This window comes from Kribbella sp. NPDC055071, assembly GCF_053608045.1.
In genome coordinates this window covers 40,090-58,522 of record NZ_JBSGUS010000026.1, presented here as the reverse complement: position 1 = coordinate 58,522, position 18,433 = coordinate 40,090, and the positions used below count along the sequence as shown (strand labels likewise).

Here is an 18,433-nt window from a genome sequence, read left to right as displayed (position 1 = left end):
CTACCCGGGGTTCGGGTGCGTCCGGGGAGCCGTGGGCAGGAACCACGGGTTCTCGGACGCCACCGCTCGGGTCAGGGTCTGCGCGGGTCCGGGCGCAGGCCCCGGTCGAAGGCCGCCACCAGGAACGCGATCAGGTTCTCGGCGAGTACGCCGGGATCCTCGGGCGTCACCTCGATCGCTGCCACGCCAGGCGCGCGGGGCAGAGACTGCTGGAGGGCCTGGGACTGGTGCAGGGCCAGCAGGCCCAGCATGTTCACGTACCCGAACGCGACGGCCTCGGGCGCCGCGTGCGGCAGCGCGGCTTGCAACGCGCTCAGGTACCGCTTCTCGATCGGATCGGACTCGGCCGCGTACAGCTCCCGGATCCGCTGGCTCGGATCGAAAGCGATACGACCGATGAAACGCAGCCCCACGGCACCACGCTCGCCGCGGCGCACCAACTCGAGCCCGGGCTCGATGAACGCCCGGATCACCTGCTCCGGCGTCGGCGTGCCCTGGGCCTCCAACTGGTCCAGCCGGCGCCGCCGCTCGGTGTTGACCGGCGCCATCGCCCGCGCGACCGCGGCCCGCAGCAACGCTTCCTTCGAACCGAAGTGGTAGTTGACCGCCGCGATGTTCGCGGCCGCCGCGACCGTGATGGCGCGCAGCGAGGTTCCTTCGTAACCCCCTTCACCGAACCGTTGCTCGGCGACGTTGAGCAATCTCTCCCGGGTCGATTCGACCGGTGTTTCCACAGAGTTCTCCTTCCCCCCGGCTACTGCTCGCTCAGGCACCCCACCTGCTCACGCGCCGTAGCCTGCAGTCAGCATAGTTCAAACGGTCGTTTGAACTGGAGGGCTCGGACCAGTAATCTCCGAGAATTCCTCAGATTTCTCTGAAACTGCTTCTTTCCCGCGGTAGACAGCGCTCACACCTAGCTGTTTCGGGGTATTTCCGACACCGCCGCGACCGTCGCTCCACAGTGGAGACGCTGTTCAGATCGCTTGTTTGCTTACCGTGCGTACGCGAACACAGAACGTAAGGATTGCCGTCCGCCCGAGCCCAGCTAACGCACGCGGGCTGCGTGGGCTCGGACTTTGGCTCGGTTGCCGCAGGTTGCCATTGAGCACCAGCGCCTGCGGCCGCGAGCGTCCAGGAACAGCCAGCCGCACGACTCCCCCGGGCATCTCCGGACGTGTGCTCGGGACGGTCCTGTCAGCAGGTCGCCTGCGAGTAGCGCGAGGTTGTGGAGCGGTAGGGCGAGATCCTCCGGTAGCTCCCAGGACGCGCCCTCGCCGGCCGGCACGAGTCGACGTCGTGCTGAGGCCTTTTGGATCACCCGGGCGACCGACTCGAACGTCCCGTCGGTCGCCTGGCCGGTGAGAACGTCGTACAGGTCGACTCTGAAGTCCAGCGCGGCATGGAGGCGCGGACCGACCTCGGCCGGGGTACTGCCGGCCTGCTCGATCAGCCGGAACACGGTGGCCGGCGACAGGAGTCCGACGTACGAGTTCCAGATCAGGAAGGCCTCGTACGACGTCAGCCACTCGGTCCGCGCCGGACCACCCGTGGTCCAGTCGGATCGAGTGTTGACGAAGTCGAGCACCGGGTCAGCGCCGACCGGCTTGGGCAGGACAACGCCCTGCACAAGCTCGAGGTGCGACGGGAGACCGGTCATGAGGTCAGCGTGGCGCTGGGGTGGTGGGGGTGGCCGGGACGGGGACCGGGACGCTGACGTTGCTGCCCTGCGGGATGACCATGAACTGGATCTTGCCCGATTCGATCGCGGTCTTCAGCAGGTAGCCGTTCGCCCCGAGCAGCTTGACCTGCTGAGCGACGGACTGCAGCTGGACGGCGACCTGCTGGTTCGTCTGCTCCTGCGTGGCCTTGGAGAGCTCGGCGCGCTGCTTGGCCTCCAGGCCGTCGATGATGCCCTTGTCCAGCGGCGTCGGCTTCTGGATCGTGAACGACAGCTCGCCGCACGCGTTGGAGCCGTTGTACGACGGTCCGCAGAAGTAGTCACCACCGACGGCGGCCGGCAGTAACCGGGTGAACTCCGTCGACGCCGCGGTCTGGAACTCGGACTTCTTCTTCTCGTTGTTGTAGAGCTCGGCCCAGTTGTAGTTGGTCGCGACTGCTGCCAGCGCCCGGTCGATCTGCGGCCGGAAGTAGCTCTGGAGCATGTCGTTCCAGCCATGCTCGGTGTAGGCCTCGGTCTTCAGGCCGATCCGCTCGTGGAAGGACTTGAGCACGTCCTTGTCGCGGTTCAGCGTGAAGTAGACCTGGACCCGGACGCCGAGCCGGACGTTGTCCTTGCTGACCACGGTGACCTCGTCACCGGCGTCGGTGTCCGCGCCGTCGCCGCCGATGATGTACGAGCGCTGGTCGATCGGGTAGTCGTAGACCGTGTCGCCGGGACCGATCAGCTTGTTGGTGGAACCGGGCGGGACGATCGACTTGAATTTCTTGTCCTCGATCACGCCGCCGCCGTAGTGCAGGCCGATCCGGTTCGCGTCGGTGCTCGCGAAGTTGAAAATGTTGAACAAGATGATGAGGAGGATCACGGCAGCGATCAGGCCGCCGACGACCTTCACCTTCGTGCTGCCCTTGGGCTTGATCGCGGCGGTGGCGTTCCCCAGCTTGGCCATCAGTTGTCGAGCTCCTTGCGTGCTAGTTAGATTCCTTCCCCGCCCCACCGCCCCGGTCGCAGACGCCGAATATCGGCGAGGGTCAGGTCGGCGGTGACCGCGACGTCACGCGGCACCGACGGATGCGAGCTGAGCGTACGCAAGCCCTGCTCGGCAGCCGCGACCGCCCGCTCGAGCGACCTGACCTCGTTCATCAACGCACGATGCTCGGCGTTGACCTCGGCCAGAGCCTGCTCCGCCTGGGCGGCCCGGCGGTACGACGCCCACGCGAACCAGCCGGTTCCGACCAGCAGGACGATGACGGGCAGGCCGAGTCTGATCATGTCCCCAGTCTCATTCATCCCAGGGCGAAAAACAGTTGAACGCAGCGGGCCGCCGACGTAGGTTTTCGGTACACGCGAAGGGAGGTGGTCCTAAGAATGAATTCTTATCGGACTCGTGAGGTGGCGGCGGGCTGACCGCCAACCACTAGCTTTTGGGCAAGTGGTCGGCCAATCCAACGCCGCCACCGGACCTGTGGGCAGTCAGGTAGTCCGCCTGACCCTGAATCGCTCGGCCACCCGGTCGGGGGTTCCGGAAGCGCCCACAGGTTTCTTTTGTTCAGCGCCAGGTTCTATTCAGGCGCGGGGCAGTCCAGTCCGAGCGCCAGGCCGATCTCGTAGAGCTGAGCCTCGAAGTAGCTCGCCGCGTCCGGCAAGACCCAGTGCAGCTGGCCGAAGACCTCCATGCAGATCAGGCCGTAGAGCCTGGTCCAGTAGGTGAGCGACAGGTAGATCGCTCCCGGTGGCATGCCCCCGAAGTGTTCCGACTCCTGCGTCAGCTGGCTGACCAGCTCGGTGCCCAGCTGCTCGTCCGGCGGGTACGGGAACGGCTGCCAGTGCCAGATCTGCGCCACCAGCTCCTTGAACAGGCTCCCGAAGCGCATCGCCGCCTGATGCCCGACCGTCTCCTCGTGATCGTCCACGTCCGGGCTCTGGACGGCGGTCCCGAACAGCAGCGCGAACTCGGCCGGGTGGGCCAGACCCCAGTCCCGGAAGCCGTTCGCCAGCAGGTAGAGCCGAGCACCCAGGTCAACCGCCTCGTCGGTGTTCTGCAGGTCCATCAGCGCCGTCGTCAACTCGTCGTACAGGTCTGCGATCAGCGCACCGACGAGCGCCTCGTGGCTCGGGAAGTACCGGTACAGCGCCGGCGGCGTGAGGCCGAGCTCGCGCGCGACCGCGCGCAGCCCGATCGCGGCCGTGCCGCCGGTGACCAGCAGCCGGCGCGCGGCGGCCTTGATCTCGGCGAGCGTCGCCGCCCGGCGTTGCTCGCGTCCGGACTCAGCCAAACCCACTCCTTGACATGACCTCAGGGCGGACGTTTACAGTGTTAACAGTTAACACTGTTCACTCGCTGTCCGCTGCTTCAATCTAACGCCCTGGGAGAGTTTCGTGTTCGAGACGCTCGGCCACTTCACGTATCGGCGCCGCCGGCTGGTGCTCGCGCTGACCGGTGTCTTCGTCGTCCTCGGCCTGGCCTGGGGTACGGGCGTGTTCGGCTCGCTGGCCAACGGCGGCTTCGACGCGCCGGACACCGAGGCGGCCCACGCGGTCGCGACGATCGAGCAGAACATCGGCCGCACCGGCACCGACGTGGTGGTGCTCTACCGCTCGGACCGAACCATCGCGGATCCCGCCTTCCGGCAGTCCGTCGAGAAGCATCTGGCCGACCTGCCGTCCACCGCGGTGACGAGCACAGCGACGTACTGGAGTACGAAGTCGCCGGCGTTCGTCTCCACGGACCAGCACAGCACGTACGCCGTCCTGACGCTGGCCGGCTCGACTCAGGACGAGCGGCTGGACACCTTCCACACGATCGCCGATCAGGTCCGCACCCCACCGCCGGGGCTGGACGCTAAGGTCGGCGGCGAGGTCGCGGTCTTCGACGAGGTGAACACCCAGACCGAGCACGACATCGTGACGGCGGAGTCGATCTCGACGCCGATCGTGCTGGTCCTGCTGGTGGTGGTCTTCGGTGGTCTGGTGGCGGCCGCCCTGCCGCTGTTCGTGGGTGCGCTCGCGATCCTCGGCGCGTTCGTCCTGTTGCGTGGGCTGTCAACGATCACCGACGTGTCGATCTTCTCGATCAACATCGTCACGATGATCGGCCTCGGACTGGCGATCGACTATGCACTGTTCATGGTCACCCGGTTCCGCGAAGAACTTGCCCGCGGCAACGATGTCGAGGCGGCGCTGACCGCGACGATGGCGACGGCCGGGCGGACGGTCGCGTTCTCCGGTGTCACGGTCGGGGTGGCGATCAGCAGCCTCGCGCTGTTCCCGGTGATGTTCCTGAAGTCGATGGCGTATGGCGGGGTCGCCGCGGTCGCTGTGGCGATGATCGCGGCCCTGACCGCGCTACCGGCGTTGCTCGGCGTCCTCGGGCATCGGGTGAACAGTCTGCGGATCCTCAAGCCCCGCAAGGCCGGCAGCGAGCACGGCGCTTGGTATCGACTGGCCCACAGCGTGATGCGGCGTCCAGTGCGGTACGTCGTCGTACTGGTGCCGTTGCTGTTGGTGCTGGGGATTCCGTTTCTCGGCGCGCAGCTCGGTGGGGTCGATCACCGGTCGTTGCCGGCCGGCGCGACGTCGCGGGTGGTGACCGAGACGCTGCAGCGGGACTTCCCCGGCGCCGGTGGATCGGACATCTACGCGGCAGTCTCCTTCGAGTCTGGTGATCCGGACGCGGTCCTGTCGCCGTACGTGGCTCGGCTGCGGCAGCTCCCGGACGTCGAGGACGTGCGGGTCGGCGGCTACAAGAACGGGGTCGCTGAGGTCGTAGTGCACACGCACTTCACGTCGCAGGAACTTGCCGCGCGTGACGTCGTACGGGCCGTGCGGGCTGTCCCTGCACCCAGTGGGACGGAGGTCCAGGTCGGCGGCGAGACGGCGGGGACAATTGACCTGCTGCAGGTGTTGAAGGTGCGGGCGCCGTACATGGCCGGGTTCATCGTGGTGGTCACGTTTGTGCTGCTGTTCCTGGCCTTTGGGTCCTTCGTGTTGCCGGCGAAGGCGTTGGTGATGAACGTGTTGTCGCTGTCGGCGGCGTTCGGGGCGATGGTGTGGATCTTCCAGGACGGGCATCTGTCCGGGCTGCTGGACTTCACGCCGGCAGGGTTCCTCGACGCGACCAATCCGGTGCTGTTGTTCGCCGTACTGTTCGGGTTGTCGATGGACTACGAGGTGTTCCTGCTCAGCCGGATCCGGGAGGAGTACGACCGGACCGGCGACAACACGCAGTCGGTCGCGCTCGGGCTGCAGCGGACCGGCGGGATCATCACCAGCGCCGCGTTGCTGCTGGTGATCGTCGTCGCGGCGTTCTCCACCTCGGGCATCGTGTTCGTGAAGATGATCGGGGTCGGATTGGTGATCGCGATCGCGCTGGACGCGACGATCGTGCGGGCGCTGCTGGTGCCGGCGACGATGCGCTTGCTCGGACGGGCGAACTGGTGGGCGCCGGCACCGCTGGTGCGGTGGTGGTCGCGGCACGGGCTGCGAGAGTCGGGTGACTCTCAGGGCTGGAGCCGGAGCACCTTCCAGACAGATGAGCTGGCCCGCCGATAGACCAAGCGGTCGTGCAGGCGACCGGTGCGGCCCTGCCAGAACTCGAACACCTGTGGCTCGATCAGATAGCCGCCCCAGAAGTACGGGGTGGCTATCTCAGTGCCCTCCGGCCATTGACGCTCGTACGACGCGTACTGCAGGTCGAGCTCCTCGCGGGACTCGACCGGCTGGCTCTGCTGTGAGGCCCATGCGCCGAGCTGCGACCCGCGCGGGCGGCCGGCGAAGTACTCGTCGACCTCTTCGGTCGGGAGCTTGGTGGCCGTGCCTTCGATGCGCACCTGGCGTTCCATCGCGTGCCACGGGAACACCAGCGCGCAGTTCGGGTTCGCCGCGAGGTCCTCGGCCTTGCGGGACTCCTGATTGGTGTAGAAGACGAAGCCGCGCTGGTCCAACCGCTTCAGCAGGACAGTGCGCGCGGACGGGCGTCTGTCGGCGCCGACCGTCGCCAGCACCATCGCATTAGGCTCCGGCAGACCGGCCTCGGTGGCCTGGTTCAACCAGGTCTGGAACTGAGCGATCGGGTTGGGGTCCAGCTGACTCTCGAGCAACTCACCTAGGCCGTACGTGCGCCGCATCTCCGCAAGGTCCACCCCTCGAGCCTACTGAGGTGGTCGCTGGCCCGGGTACGGCGGTTGCTGACCTGGTTGTTGCTGGCCCGGCGGTTGCTGCCCTGGTTGTTGCTGGCCCGGGTACGGCGGTTGCTGGGCCGGGTGCTGTTGTGGCTGGCCAGGGTGCGGTGGTTGTTGCTGCTGGCCCGGATAGCCCCACTGCTGGGGCTGGTGCGCCGGGAACATCGGCGGCTGGCCTTGGAAGCCCTGCAACTGGCCCTGGCCTGACGGGCTCGAAAGCTTGGCGTCCGCGATCCAGCGCCCGATGCCGGCGACCAGGAAGATCACTCCCATGAACAGCACCGATCCGTCCAGCAGCAGGTACGGCAAGTACCTGTCGCCGAACAGCTCGAACACCTTGGACACATCGACCGCCCGGGGCAACGGCAGGAGCTGAACGGCGAGGCCGGACAGGCTCATCAGCAGACCGGTGCCGACCATCACTCCGCCGCCGATCTTGCGGGGAGCCATCAGGAGACCGTTGACGAGGGCGATGACCAGGAGCAGCACGAGCCACTGCAGACCATGGCCGAGAGCGGTGTCGAACGTCACCTGGCGGGCGATCGCCAACCGGTTGGCGGCGTACGACGCGAGGGCGATATCGAGGTAACCGAGCACGAGCCCGAGCACAAGGCCCAGGCCGGGGTTGGGCTTGGCGGGCATGGTGCCGAGAGTAGACCTCTTCGGAGTTCACCGGAACGTGCCGACATGGTCACACATCTGTCCGGGGTGCGCCGGACAGAACTATGCTGCCTGGCATGTCAGATCCGAAGACCGAGGTGCAGCACGGACTGGAAGGCGTGATCGCGTTCGACACGCAGATCGCCGAGCCGGACAAGGAAGGTTCGGCGCTGCGCTATCGCGGCGTGGACATCGAGGATCTCGTCGGCCGGGTGCCGTTCGAGAATGTCTGGGGTCTGCTGGTCGACGGTGCGTTCACACCGGGCCTGCCGCCGGCCGAGCCGTTCCCGCTGCCGGTCCACACCGGTGACGTGCGCGTCGACGTTCAGTCCGCGCTCGCGATGCTCGCACCGGCCTGGGGTCTGCGACCTCTCTACGACATCGATGACACCCAGGCGCGCGAGGACTTGTCCCGGGCCGCGGTGATGGCGTTGTCGTACGTCGCGCAGGCGGCGCGCGGCATCGGGCATCCGATGGTGCCGCAACGCGAGGTGGACAAGGCGACCACGATCACCGAGCGGTTCATGATCCGGTGGCGCGGCGAGCCCGATCCCAAGCACGTGCAGGCGGTCGACGCGTACTGGACGTCGGCTGCGGAGCACGGCATGAACGCATCGACCTTCACAGCGCGAGTGATCGCGTCGACCGGCGCCGATGTGGCCGCTGCACTCTCCGGTGCGGTCGGTGCGATGTCCGGACCGTTGCACGGTGGCGCACCGGCGCGGGTGTTGACGATGCTCGAGGGCGTCGAGCGGTCCGGTGATGCGCGCTCGTACGTGAAGGGCCTACTGGATGCGGGCGAGCGGTTGATGGGGTTCGGGCACCGCGTGTATCGCGCGGAGGACCCGCGGGCTCGCGTGCTTCGTCGTACGGCTCGAGAGTTGGACGCGCCACGGTACGAGGTCGCTGAGGCGCTGGAGCAGGCCGCGTTGGCCGAGCTCCGGGAGCGGCGGCCGGATCGCGTGCTGGAGACCAATGTGGAGTTCTGGGCGGCGATCGTCCTCGACTTCGCGGAGGTGCCGCCGCCGATGTTCACGTCGATGTTCACCTGTGCCCGGACGGCCGGGTGGAGTGCGCACGTGCTGGAGCAGAAGCGGACTGGACGGTTGATTCGCCCGTCCGCCATCTACTCCGGTCCCGGCACGCGGCCGGCTACCTCGATCGAGGGCTGGGATCCCAAGTGGGCTTAGGTTCTTAGCTGCACGGGTCGGGGCGGACGATCGGCGCCAGGGTGCCGTTGACCGCTCCGCCGCTGTCGGCCAGGTTGAAGAACTGCCGTTGCACGGCTTCTTCGGTGGTGTCGTAGGTCCAGAACAGCCAGCCGGTCATGCCCTTCGCACAGGTCGCGCGCTGTACGTCGCGCATCCCGTAGGCGGCCTTGATGACGTCGTTGTCGTAGTCCGGCTTGTAGGCGCCGTACTCGCCGACGACGACCGGGCCTTTGATCAGGTCCCACTCGATGCTGTTCAGCTGCTGCTGCAGACCCGCGGGGGTCGTGTAGAGGTGCAGATCGACGTACGGAAGCTTCGCCCAGGTGGTAAGGCTCGCCAGGCGGACCGGGTACCTGTAGTCCACCTGCGGATTGCAGTCGGTCGAACAATGCGTCGGCAGCCCTTGCGGACCGGGCTTACCGACCGCTGCGTACGTGAACGCGCCCATGGTGGTCAGCGCCTGCGGGTCGGCCTCCTTGACCGCATTGGCCATCGTGATCGCGTAGTGCACGAAGTTCGCGTCCTGCGCCTGCTGCCGCTGGGCCGGGTCGCCCATGTCGTACGACAGTCCGTCGGCGGTCGCGACCTGGCCCGAGGTGAGGCTGAACGGCGGCTGGCTGCCCTCGACGAACGCCTCGTTGTCGGATGCGTACGCGAGCACGCCGGACATGCCCGCGTCACCGACCTCCTCGCGCAGGCCGTTGACGAAGTTCGTCATGTACTCGGCCTTCACCTTCACCAGGCCGGGGTGCAGGTAGTACAGGTTCTGGCCGTAGATCTTGGTCGGGTCGATCGGGCCCATCTGGTTGCGGTAGTAGTCGTTCTGCGGGAACGCATCCATCGAGAACTGCACGTAGACGTGGTGTTGCGTGGCCCGTCGTACGAAGTCGCCGACGTTGTCCAGGTACGGCTGGTAGTACTTGCTGTTGTCACCGGCGCCACGGCCGATGCCGTGCAGATGACCGTGCTCGGCCTGATACCCGTCGCCGGCGTCGATGAACACCCGGACGGTGTTGTACTGATCGTGCTGGAGCTGCGCCAGCATCGCGTCGGCCCGGGTGGCGTCGTACAGCCCGGGCTCGAACGTGGAGTGATAGGTCCGGTCCTGGCCGTCCAGCTGGAACGTGCTCAGCCGGATGTAGTTCACTCCGCGCGGGATGAAGCGCTCCTTGGTGTCCGCCCGGCGCAGGTATCCGCGCTGCCCGTCCGCTGGGGTGTAGGACTCGATCCGGGGCAGCACTATGCGCGGCTGCGCGATCTGCGCGGCGTCAGCGTGACGCAGCGGTCCGCCGGTCAGGCTGAGTGTGGTGAGGGCAACGGAGGCCGTCAGCGCGGCTGCGATCAGGTAGTGGGGCTTACGCACGTTCAGGACGGTAGTAGGGGCCGGGTTCAACGATCCTGACTCGGCGTCCGGCCGGTGCGTTGTTTGTACTGCCGGCTGAAGTACGGGACGTCGGTGTAGCCGAGGGCGGCGGCGGTCTGCGTGACCGTCATACCGCTCTCGGTCAGTAGCTGGTGAGCGCGGTCGATGCGGCACTGGATGAGGTACTGCGCCGGCGACATGCCGAGTTGTGCGACGAACCGGCGAGTGAACTGCGCCCTGGACAGCGCAGCTCGCGTCGCCATCTCCGCAACGGTCCACGCGTGACTGGGGTCCTGCCGAATCTGCCGGCCGACCTCGTCGACCGCGGCGTCGCTGACACTGCGGCCTGGGTTGTGTACGGCGTCCCACACCACGGTGAGTAGTTGTTCCAGGCAAAGTTCCGCTTGGCGCCGGCCGAGCGGGTCCTGACGCCGGTACGCCGCATCACACGTGCGCGCGAGGACACCGAGCAGTTCACGGTCCATCACTTCGCCCGACCGCGGTGACGGCGCCACTCCTCTTGGTGCGACGGTGAAGTGCATGCCGAACACCAGCAGGCGTCGGCGGGGATCGTGTGTCGCGCGCGGGGCGTCGCCTGGTGCGAAGACCGCGCAGACGCCTGGGTGTAGTTCGTACCGCTCGCCTTTGAGTTCGAGTTGGCCACGTCCGTCGAGGACACACCACAGGAGGTGGTCGGTGAGCGGACGGGATGTCCAGGACCAGCTCGGCTCACAACGCCAGAACGTCGGTGGTGTCAGCAGGGTGAGTGCCAGCGGGTCGTGGACTGCGGTGAGCTGCGCTGGCTGTTGAGGTGCTGGGTGCGACAAAAGTTCAACTCCTCGCGTGGATCGTCCGTGGCCCGTCGTACGCGCTGACGGGAGAATTGGTGGTCACAAGCAGAGTAGTTCGGGAGACGCGGGAGTGTGGATGAGCGTTTCGTACAAGCTCGACCAGTCGGCGGGCACGGCGTACAAAGAAGAGTTCGACGAGACCGGGTACACGCTGGTGCGGGGGCTGTTCGGCGCCGACGAGGCCGAACGGCTGCGCGATCACTACATGGAGCTCCGGCATCGCGGCGCGTACCAGAACGATTTCGCCGGCCACAACGGGACCGACCGCGACCCGCTCCGCCGGTATCCGCGGATGGCGCAGATGCACCGATGGGACGAGACGTCGCTGCAGTGGATGATCGACGCGCGCATCGACGAGGTGATCCGTGCCCTGCTCGGCAGGTCGCCGTACGCAGTGCAGACGATGATCTACTTCAAGCCGCCGGGCTCACGGGGTCAGGCGCTGCACCAGGACAACTTCTACCTGAAGGCCGAGCCGGGGACGTGCATCGCGGCGTGGATGGCGCTGGACCATGTAGACGAGGCGAACGGCTGTCTGGAGGTTGTGCCGGGTAGCCACCGCTGGCCGCTCCTGTGCACCGAGAAGGCCGACACGACGGTGAGCTTCACCGACGTGACTGTCCCGGTGCCTGAGCCGCAGGCCGCCGTACCGGTCGAGATGGAGCCGGGCGACATGCTGTTCTTCCACGGCGCGCTCGTGCACGGCAGCAACCCCAACGTCACCGAGGACCGGTTCCGGCGGGCGCTCATCGGCCACTACATCGAGGGTGAGGCCGAGAAGGTCGCGTCGTACTACCACCCGGCGCTGCGGATGGACGGCACCGAACTGACACTCGAGGTCGCCGAAGGCGGCGGAGCCTGCGGCGAGTGGACCGACACACCGGACGGACCGGTCGCCGTACTGACCGGCACGCAGACCATCACCCGCAAACACGAGTAGACGAGCCACCGCGAAACACGAGCCGCGGGGTCGCCCGGGGAGCAGTCGCATGCTCCTCGGGTGAGACCCTCGGCGGTCGTCGTGAGGCGGTGTGACAAGATGGGGTGCGCTGACAGCGTCGTCGGCTTTCTGAAACGCAGACGACGAAGGAGACGCTGGTGACCAGCGAGATTGTCATCCCCGCAGAGCTCAAGCCCGTGGACGGCCGCTTCGGTGCGGGACCGTCGAAGGTGCGGCCGGAGGCTGTCGCCGCACTGGCGACCGAGGGCGCGAAGATCCTCGGTACGTCGCACCGGCAGGCGCCGGTGAAGAACCTGGTGGCCCGGGTACAGCAGGGTGTGTCCGACCTGTTCCAGCTGCCGGACGGGTACCAGGTGGTGCTCGGCAACGGCGGGTCGACCGCGTTCTGGGACATCGCGACGTTCGCGCTGATCCGGGAGAAGAGCCAGCACCTGAGCTTCGGTGAGTTCTCCTCGAAGTTCGCCAAGGCCGCGCAGCTCGCGCCGCACCTGAGCGACCCGACCATCGTGAAGTCGGACCCGGGGACGCGGCCGGTGGCGGTCGCCGAGAGCGGCGTCGACCTGTACGCCTGGCCGCACAACGAGACCTCCACCGGCGTGATGGCGCCGGTCAAGCGGGTCGAGGGCGCCGACCCGGGTGCGCTGGTCGCGATCGACGCGACCTCGGGTGCGGCCGGTCTGCCGGTCGACATCAACGAGGCCGACGTCTACTACTTCGCGCCGCAGAAGTCCTTCGCCTCCGACGGCGGACTCTGGATCGCGGTCATGAGCCCGGCGGCGCTCGCGCGGGTCGAGGAGATCACCGCCTCCGGCCGCTGGATCCCGGCGTTCCTGGATCTGGCCACCGCGATCGACAACTCGAGCAAGAACCAGACCTACAACACCCCGTCGCTGTCCACGCTGTTCCTGATGGCGGAGCAGACCGACTGGATCAACAGCCAGGGCGGCCTCGAGTGGAGCGTCGCCCGCACCACCGACTCGAGCAACCGTCTCTACACCTGGGCCGAGAAGTCCGACTACGCAACGCCGTACGTCGAGGACCCGGACGCCCGGTCGCTCGTCATCGGCACCATCGACCTCGACGACGCCATCGACGCCACCGCGGTCGCGAAAACCCTACGAGCCAACGGAATCGTAGACACCGAGCCCTACCGCAAACTCGGCCGCAACCAACTCCGCGTAGCCATGTTCCCGGCCGTCGACCCCGACGACGTAGAAAAACTAACCCAGTCCATCGACTACGTAGTCGACAACCTCAAGTAACCCAGCCCCACCCCAACGGCCGCCGAGCACACCCCCGGCGGCCGTTGTCACGCCCACCCACCACCCCGGCAGGATGCGCTCGATCCCCCTCCGGCAGCAGTTTCGCGAGGGTCGTCACGCCAGGTGCTCCCGATCCGGGGACCGCGTGGTTCCGGTTCCTGATCGTCGCGAGCCCCGGGCTCCCGCCGGCGACGAGCCTCCAGCTCATGGGTTATCCGCCGAGATTGTCGGTTCTCCCCTGAAATCCCCGTGGGAGAACCGACAATCTCACGGGATATCCCTCGAATTTTCCAGCGTCCGGGGCGCCCAGCTCCCCGACCAGCATCCCGAACCACCAGCCTCACCGCGGTCCACCGCCGCAGGCCCACCCACACCACACCAGACCGCGGCCCACCAGTTCCACCGGTTCCACCGAGTCCACCGGTTCCACCGAGTCCGGCGGTTCCACCGAGTCCGGCGAGGCCGCCGAGTCCGCCGAGTCCGCCGAGTCCGCCGAGTCAAGCATCCCCGCACGCCACCACGCCGCACCGTCAACCCATCCGATCGACCCGGGTGATCAGCCCTGCGTGCGACCACTCGTCACCTCAGCCCGACCACGATCCACTACCCGTGATCACACGGCGCGCGACCACTCCGGTCAGCGGTTCCGGGATAGCTGCGGTCTTTCCTGGTCGGGGTGGTGTGGGTCAAGGGTCGAGATCGCGCAGCGACGCCGAAGGCGCCCTTGAGGCACGCCAGCTCGACTGGCACGATCACGCAGCCCGGAGACCGCGCCACCACAGTCCGCACGCGCAAACCACCCGAGCGGCGGATCCACCACCCGCGCCCGCCGAAGGCGGCAACAAGACCGCCGCCGCGCAGCGGTGACCGCCCGGAACCACGACACCACAGCGCCCCGCGCCGACCAGGTCGGATCGGGACAGCAGCTCGGGCGCCCGCCGAAGGTGGCAACAGGGGAGCCGCCGCGGAGCGGTGACCGATTGGAGTTGGGACTGTCCGCTGGGGGTGGGCGGGGTTAGGCGTGGTGGCGGCCGTGGGGGGTTGGGGGGGATTGGCCGGTCAGGCGGGCGTTTTCGGCCATGCGGTCGAGGCGTTCGCGGCGGCCTGGGGGGAAGGTGAGGATGGTGATGATCAGGGCGAACACGGCGGCGCCTACGAGGATCCAGGTGAGGTTGTGGCTCTTGCCGCTCGAGTCGCCTTCGCCTGCTTCAGCGCCGGCGGGAGGTTTGGCGGCTGCGGTGGTCTTGCCTGGAGGTGGCGGCGAGGCAGCAGTTGGTTTGGCGGGGATCTGGACCTGGTAGACCGCCGAGTTCGCACCTTCGTTGCCGGCGAGGACCGTGGTGTCCGTCGGACCGACGGCGACCGACTCGCCCTGACCGAACGGCACGGCGCCGCGCGCGACCACGGTCGGAGTGTCACCCCACGCCACGGTCGCGATGTCCGTGTACGTGCGGAGCACCACGCTCTGACCGTCCGGCAGGAACGTGCCGTCCGTGATGATCCCGGACGGAGCCGGGCCGAGCTTGCTCAGCTTGTTCGTCCCCTGGCGGGTCGGCGCCGGCGGGGCCGCGTAGATGGAACCCGCGCCCTTGAGGGACTTCGTCACGATGTACAGCTGGTGGGTATCGGGCACGACGAGCAGGGTCTCGGCGTCGTGCGCACCGTCCGGGTAGGTGAAGTCGAATCGGTGGTAGCTGACGGCGGGCTGATCCTGCAGCGACGCCGGCTCCGAGAGGGTGTAGATCTCGATCATGTCGCGGTTCGCCTTGTTGTCGCCGATGTCCGCGATGTAGATCGTTCCATCGCCGTCGACGCCGATCGCCTCGACGTCCTTCAGGTCGGCCTTGAACCCGAGCACGACCTTCACCTTGCCGGTGGTGTCGATGCCGTACAGCCGGGGTGCATTGCCCGAGTCGTTCACCGTCCAGTAGATCCCCGGGTGCTTCACACTCTTCGCCAGCCCCGACGACTCCTTGATCCGCTGATCCCGAATCGTGAACAGCTTCTTAGGCGCCGGCGTCGGATCCGCCACCGGAACCACCCCAGCACGCGCCACCCCAGCACCCGACACACCAGCGGTCGACACGGCAGCACCCGACACGCCAGCACGCGCCACACCAGCGCCCGGCACGGCAGCACGCGCCACACCAGCACCTGACACGGCGGCACTCGACACACCGGTGCTGGACAAATCAGCTGCCGACGCACCGGTCGACGAGCCGAGGGCAGGAAGCGCGGCAGCCGCCACGGCGAACAGTGTCGCGGCGCTCAGAGCCAAACCCGTCCGGAGTCCGCTCACGACACCGCCCCAGGCCCGCCCGCCGAGCGGCCGACCGCTCGGCCCGCCAGGCCATCGACGGGATTGTCACCCGGGCGGTCTGCGGGATCGCCAACTGGGCTGTCCGCAGGAGCATCCACCCGGCCGACCGGAGGAGCCTCAGCCGGCTCGCGCGCAGGACCGTCTGAAGGACGCTGCGCAAGCGCAGCCGCAGCCGCAGTCGCGTCCGCGGCCGCGAGACGCTGTGCGGGCTCGCCCGCCGGGCCGTGTGCCGGCTCCCCTGCAGGATCCTCCGGCTCGCGTGCAGGAGGGTTTGTGGACGGGAGGAGGAGTTGGGCGAGGCGGGGGGTGACGTGCCACTCCGCGATCAGGGTTTCGTACTCGGAGTGGAGGGTGTCGGGGGGTGGTGCGCCGGTTCGGGCGGCGCGGAGGAGGAGATTGCGTGGCGTGTGCTGACTGTCCACGAACTGCACGACCTCCACCCGGTAACCCACCTGTCTCAGCACCGCTGCGCGCAGCGAATCGGTCAGAACGTCGGCGAACCGCTCACGAACGATGCCATATCTGGTCATCAACGCATACGGCGCCGGTGGTGAGACGCTCTTCAGCTGCTTTTGGATGTCGTGATGACAACACGGCGCGGCGAGCACCAGTGGAGCCTCCCAGCCGACCGCCCGGGCGAGCGCGTCATCGGTCGCGGTGTCGCACGCGTGCAGCGCGAGCACCACGTCGGGACGAACGTCGAGCTCCGCGTCCTGAATCGTCGCGTCGACGAAACGCAGATGCTCCTGCCAGCCGAGCGCCTCGACCACTCGGGTGTTCCGCTTCCGGATCGACGGGTTGCGGTCGATGCCGGTCATCCGCACGTCGTGGCCGGCCGTGGTCAGCAGGTGATACGCCGCGAGCGTGAGGTAGGCATTTCCGCAGCCGAGGTCGACGACCTGCAGCGGCCGGTCGGTCGCGATCCGGCCCGCAGCGACGGCATCGGCCACGGCCGGCCCGAGCAGTTTGCAGAACTCGTCGATCTGCCGGTACTTCGACTGTCGCGACGGCTTCACCCGACCCTGGTGATCGCTGATCCCCAGCTCGATCAGGAACGGCGCGTCGGCGTCGAGAGCGCGCTGCTTCACCCGGTCGTGGCCGGTCTCCTGCTCGCGGCTGTCCTCCTGCCGCTGCAAGAGCTCCTTGCCCTTCTTGGTGTACCGCAGCCGCAGCGTCTCGGTGGTCGTCTCGACGTGCCACGTCCCGTAGGGAACGTCGATCAGCTCGTCGACGACCTTCTCCAGGTCGGTCGCGGCGACGTTGCGGGTGTGGGCCTGGCGCTCGTCGTACTCGGTGATCTGCAGGTGGCGGCTGCCCTTGAGGTCGACATACCGCAGCTCCAGCCGGACGTACTCCGGCGGGTCGAAGCCGCGGCGACGGCCGGACGCGAGCGCCCGGACGAGACCGGTCTCGTCCAGCAACGCCGTACGGATCGCTGCCCACGCGCCGGGCTCCCCCGGGGACGCCGGGGCTGAACCGCCGGCGAGCGGATCCGTGTGCACCTCTGCCTGCATCGCGCCATTGTCGCCGACTGCTCCACCGGATCACAAAGTGGTCTCGTCGACAGACCGTGCCGGGCGGCGGGCTCACTGCAGTTTCTCCTCGTCCTGGAGGAGGCCGAGACCTCGCAAACGGGTGGCGATCCCGCCCTCCTGGCGGCCGAGGGCGGCGACGAGCTCGTCCTTGGTGGCCTCCTTGCGGAACATCTCGATCAGGGTCTGCTCGTCCTCGGGGGTCCAGGGCCGGAACGCGTTCGGGTGGTTGCGGCGGGCGGCTTTGATCTTGCGGGTCATCGAGCGTGGGTCCAGCAGCTCCAGTGACCGGATCCGGGCCTGGCGGTGCCGGCCGACCTCCTCCCCGTCACGCCAGAACACCACCGCCCCGTCGTCGAACGTCATCAGGTCGGCGGGAACGTCGCAGTAGTCGGCGTCCTCGAGCATCACTCGCATCACGGTGGGTTTCTCCCTCATCGTGCCGAACCGCCTCGCGGCAGCCGGCGTTGGTCTGGATCGGCATTGATCTGGATCGGCGTTGGTCTGGTCCGGCAGTTGCCTGGACCGGCAGGGCGAGAACCGGCGGCTCGCGGGCGCGCCCGGTTCTTGTCTCACCGGAGAAGATGCCGCGATTCGCCCCCGATCCCGGGACCGATTCGCAGCCTGTGGACAACAGATCGCACAATTTGTTTGCAAAAGGTCTTTGCAAACAGTCTCTGCAGTTCTACGATCAGACCCATGAGCGAGAAGAACGAGCCCGAGGTCATCAGTACGCCGCTGATCCCGGGCCGAACGGTCCGACTGGATCGGCACCTGGTCAAAGCACTCGCACACCCGATGCGGAACCGGATCGTCGGGCTCCTGCGGGTCTACGGCCCGCAGACCGCCACCACGCTGGCCGGACGGCTCAACGTGAATACCGGCGCGACCAGCTACCACCTGCGGCAGCTCGCCGACGCCGGTCTGGTCCAGGAGGACGAGAGCCGGGGCAACGCGCGCGACCGGTGGTGGAAGGCCGCGCACCAGGGGACGGAGTTCGACGCCGTCGAGTTGCTGGATCAGGAGCCTGAGCTGGCGCTGGGGTTCTTGCACGGCATCGGCCAGACCTACGCCGAGAACATCTTCAGCTTCATCGACTCGATGCAGACACTGCCGCCGGAGTGGAAGGAACCGAGCGTCCTGGCGGACTTCATCTTCCACCTGCGGCCGGAGGAGATGGAGGCCATGATGCGCGAGGTCCTGGCGGTCATGGAGAAGTACAAGACGCCGGATCTGACCGCTCCGCTGCCCGAGGGCGCCGAGCAGGTGTCAGTGCAGATCCAGGCCTTCCCGCGCGAGACCCGCACGACCCGAACCGACAACTGAGCCCGAACCGACAACTGAGCCGGGCCTGACAAATGCGCCGGACCTGACAACCGCGCCGGAGCTGACAAGCCAACCGGACCTGACAAGCC

The 18,433-nt window shown here is 67.6% G+C and carries 17 protein-coding genes; 5 read left to right on the top strand and 12 right to left on the bottom strand.

Features of this window, described 5'->3' with window-relative positions:
* Positions 1 to 71: 71 nt before the first annotated feature.
* From ACWF4Z_RS32765 to ACWF4Z_RS32745, 5 genes are all read right to left on the bottom strand, one after another.
* Positions 72 to 734 carry a TetR/AcrR family transcriptional regulator gene (locus ACWF4Z_RS32765; protein ID WP_452247062.1) on the bottom strand — a complete coding sequence of 221 codons (663 nt, stop codon included), beginning with the start codon at positions 732 to 734 and terminating at the stop codon, positions 72 to 74.
* Between the two features lie 311 nt (positions 735 to 1,045).
* Positions 1,046 to 1,657, bottom strand: a complete 612-nt coding sequence (locus tag ACWF4Z_RS32760) for a CGNR zinc finger domain-containing protein (protein WP_452247061.1) — start codon at positions 1,655 to 1,657, stop codon at positions 1,046 to 1,048.
* 4 nt (positions 1,658 to 1,661) lie between these two features.
* Positions 1,662 to 2,627 (bottom strand): SPFH domain-containing protein, encoded by a 966-nt coding sequence (locus ACWF4Z_RS32755; protein ID WP_452247060.1) that lies wholly within the window; start codon positions 2,625 to 2,627, stop codon positions 1,662 to 1,664.
* Positions 2,628 to 2,653: 26 nt separating this feature from the next.
* Positions 2,654 to 2,950 (bottom strand): hypothetical protein, encoded by a 297-nt coding sequence (locus ACWF4Z_RS32750; protein ID WP_452247059.1) that lies wholly within the window; start codon positions 2,948 to 2,950, stop codon positions 2,654 to 2,656.
* Between the two features lie 290 nt (positions 2,951 to 3,240).
* On the bottom strand, positions 3,241 to 3,954 hold the full coding sequence (locus ACWF4Z_RS32745; protein ID WP_452247058.1) for a TetR/AcrR family transcriptional regulator: 714 nt from the start codon (positions 3,952 to 3,954) through the stop codon (positions 3,241 to 3,243).
* Between the two features lie 103 nt (positions 3,955 to 4,057).
* Between ACWF4Z_RS32745 and ACWF4Z_RS32740 the strand changes: the two genes are divergently transcribed.
* Positions 4,058 to 6,229: an MMPL family transporter gene (locus ACWF4Z_RS32740; protein WP_452247057.1), complete on the top strand. Its 2,172-nt coding sequence runs from the start codon at positions 4,058 to 4,060 to the stop codon at positions 6,227 to 6,229.
* Here the strand turns inward: ACWF4Z_RS32740 and pdxH are convergent.
* Positions 6,178 to 6,819, bottom strand: a complete 642-nt coding sequence (gene pdxH, locus ACWF4Z_RS32735) for a pyridoxamine 5'-phosphate oxidase (protein WP_452247056.1) — start codon at positions 6,817 to 6,819, stop codon at positions 6,178 to 6,180. The genes ACWF4Z_RS32740 and pdxH overlap by 52 nt on opposite strands.
* A gap of 9 nt (positions 6,820 to 6,828) precedes the next feature.
* The gene (locus ACWF4Z_RS32730) at positions 6,829 to 7,500 is read right to left on the bottom strand and encodes a hypothetical protein (RefSeq protein ID WP_452247055.1); all 672 of its coding nucleotides are present in this window, start codon (positions 7,498 to 7,500) and stop codon (positions 6,829 to 6,831) included.
* 95 nt (positions 7,501 to 7,595) lie between these two features.
* Here ACWF4Z_RS32730 and ACWF4Z_RS32725 point away from each other — a divergent pair, with 95 nt between their 5' ends.
* Positions 7,596 to 8,708, top strand: a complete 1,113-nt coding sequence (locus ACWF4Z_RS32725) for a citrate synthase 2 (protein WP_452247054.1) — start codon at positions 7,596 to 7,598, stop codon at positions 8,706 to 8,708.
* A 4-nt stretch (positions 8,709 to 8,712) separates the two neighbouring features.
* On the opposite strand, the gene ACWF4Z_RS32720 is transcribed toward ACWF4Z_RS32725, so the two are convergent.
* Complete coding sequence (locus ACWF4Z_RS32720; protein ID WP_452247053.1) at positions 8,713 to 10,092, bottom strand: hypothetical protein; 1,380 nt, start codon at positions 10,090 to 10,092, stop codon at positions 8,713 to 8,715.
* A gap of 26 nt (positions 10,093 to 10,118) precedes the next feature.
* The gene (locus ACWF4Z_RS32715) at positions 10,119 to 10,919 is read right to left on the bottom strand and encodes a helix-turn-helix domain-containing protein (RefSeq protein WP_452247052.1); all 801 of its coding nucleotides are present in this window, start codon (positions 10,917 to 10,919) and stop codon (positions 10,119 to 10,121) included.
* Positions 10,920 to 11,019: 100 nt separating this feature from the next.
* On the opposite strand from ACWF4Z_RS32715, the gene ACWF4Z_RS32710 reads away from it, so the two are divergent.
* Positions 11,020 to 11,883, top strand: a complete 864-nt coding sequence (locus ACWF4Z_RS32710) for a phytanoyl-CoA dioxygenase family protein (RefSeq protein WP_452247051.1) — start codon at positions 11,020 to 11,022, stop codon at positions 11,881 to 11,883.
* Positions 11,884 to 12,041: 158 nt separating this feature from the next.
* Positions 12,042 to 13,166 carry a phosphoserine transaminase gene (gene serC, locus ACWF4Z_RS32705; protein WP_452247050.1) on the top strand — a complete coding sequence of 375 codons (1,125 nt, stop codon included), beginning with the start codon at positions 12,042 to 12,044 and terminating at the stop codon, positions 13,164 to 13,166.
* A gap of 1,015 nt (positions 13,167 to 14,181) precedes the next feature.
* Here the strand turns inward: serC and ACWF4Z_RS32700 are convergent.
* The 3 genes from ACWF4Z_RS32700 to ACWF4Z_RS32690 form a co-directional block, all read right to left on the bottom strand.
* Positions 14,182 to 15,198, bottom strand: a complete 1,017-nt coding sequence (locus ACWF4Z_RS32700; RefSeq protein WP_452247049.1) for a hypothetical protein — start codon at positions 15,196 to 15,198, stop codon at positions 14,182 to 14,184.
* 263 nt (positions 15,199 to 15,461) lie between these two features.
* Positions 15,462 to 17,000 (bottom strand): class I SAM-dependent methyltransferase, encoded by a 1,539-nt coding sequence (locus ACWF4Z_RS32695; RefSeq protein ID WP_452247048.1) that lies wholly within the window; start codon positions 16,998 to 17,000, stop codon positions 15,462 to 15,464.
* Between the two features lie 72 nt (positions 17,001 to 17,072).
* On the bottom strand, positions 17,073 to 17,456 hold the full coding sequence (locus ACWF4Z_RS32690; protein WP_452247047.1) for a hypothetical protein: 384 nt from the start codon (positions 17,454 to 17,456) through the stop codon (positions 17,073 to 17,075).
* A 261-nt stretch (positions 17,457 to 17,717) separates the two neighbouring features.
* Here ACWF4Z_RS32690 and ACWF4Z_RS32685 point away from each other — a divergent pair, with 261 nt between their 5' ends.
* On the top strand, positions 17,718 to 18,344 hold the full coding sequence (locus ACWF4Z_RS32685) for an ArsR/SmtB family transcription factor (RefSeq protein ID WP_452247046.1): 627 nt from the start codon (positions 17,718 to 17,720) through the stop codon (positions 18,342 to 18,344).
* Positions 18,345 to 18,433: the final 89 nt, after the last annotated feature.

What these genes read in the sequence shown, in the direction of transcription:
- ACWF4Z_RS32685 (WP_452247046.1), top strand. Translation starts at nt 17,718, where the DNA reads ATGAGCGAGAAGAACGAGCCCGAGGTCATCAGTACGCCGCTGATCCCG.
- ACWF4Z_RS32690 (WP_452247047.1), bottom strand. Translation starts at nt 17,456, where the DNA reads ATGAGGGAGAAACCCACCGTGATGCGAGTGATGCTCGAGGACGCCGAC.
- ACWF4Z_RS32760 (WP_452247061.1), bottom strand. Translation starts at nt 1,657, where the DNA reads ATGACCGGTCTCCCGTCGCACCTCGAGCTTGTGCAGGGCGTTGTCCTG.
- ACWF4Z_RS32730 (WP_452247055.1), bottom strand. Translation starts at nt 7,500, where the DNA reads ATGCCCGCCAAGCCCAACCCCGGCCTGGGCCTTGTGCTCGGGCTCGTG.
- ACWF4Z_RS32750 (WP_452247059.1), bottom strand. Translation starts at nt 2,950, where the DNA reads ATGATCAGACTCGGCCTGCCCGTCATCGTCCTGCTGGTCGGAACCGGC.
- ACWF4Z_RS32755 (WP_452247060.1), bottom strand. Translation starts at nt 2,627, where the DNA reads ATGGCCAAGCTGGGGAACGCCACCGCCGCGATCAAGCCCAAGGGCAGC.
- ACWF4Z_RS32725 (WP_452247054.1), top strand. Translation starts at nt 7,596, where the DNA reads ATGTCAGATCCGAAGACCGAGGTGCAGCACGGACTGGAAGGCGTGATC.
- ACWF4Z_RS32710 (WP_452247051.1), top strand. Translation starts at nt 11,020, where the DNA reads ATGAGCGTTTCGTACAAGCTCGACCAGTCGGCGGGCACGGCGTACAAA.
- ACWF4Z_RS32695 (WP_452247048.1), bottom strand. Translation starts at nt 17,000, where the DNA reads ATGCAGGCAGAGGTGCACACGGATCCGCTCGCCGGCGGTTCAGCCCCG.